The organism is Corynebacterium sp. 5QC2CO (genome assembly GCF_024580435.1).
GTDB lineage: Bacteria > Actinomycetota > Actinomycetes > Mycobacteriales > Mycobacteriaceae > Corynebacterium > Corynebacterium jeikeium_D.
Genome location: NZ_JANIKI010000044.1, coordinates 1 through 255, shown reverse-complemented (window position 1 = coordinate 255; position 255 = coordinate 1). Strand labels below are relative to the sequence as shown.

1 rRNA gene is annotated in these 255 nt (G+C 54.9%); it reads right to left on the bottom strand.

The features are described from left to right. Positions 1-255 (bottom strand): 23S ribosomal RNA (locus tag NQ014_RS11020); the annotation flags it as partial.

Genomic DNA, 255 nt, shown 5'->3' with positions numbered 1-255 from the left:
AGTATTCTCTACCTGACTACCTGTGTCGGTTTCGGGTACGGGCCGTATATCCACATCGCTAGAGGCTTTTCTCGGCAGCATAGGATCACCAACTTCCCCAAAACGGGTACGCATCACGCCTCACCCACATGTGCTCCGGATTTACCTAGAACACGGGCCACACGCTTACACCACGATATCCATCACGTGGCACGGCTACCTTCCTGCGTCACCCCATCACTTGGCTACTACCAGTTCAGGTCCCCAGCATCACAC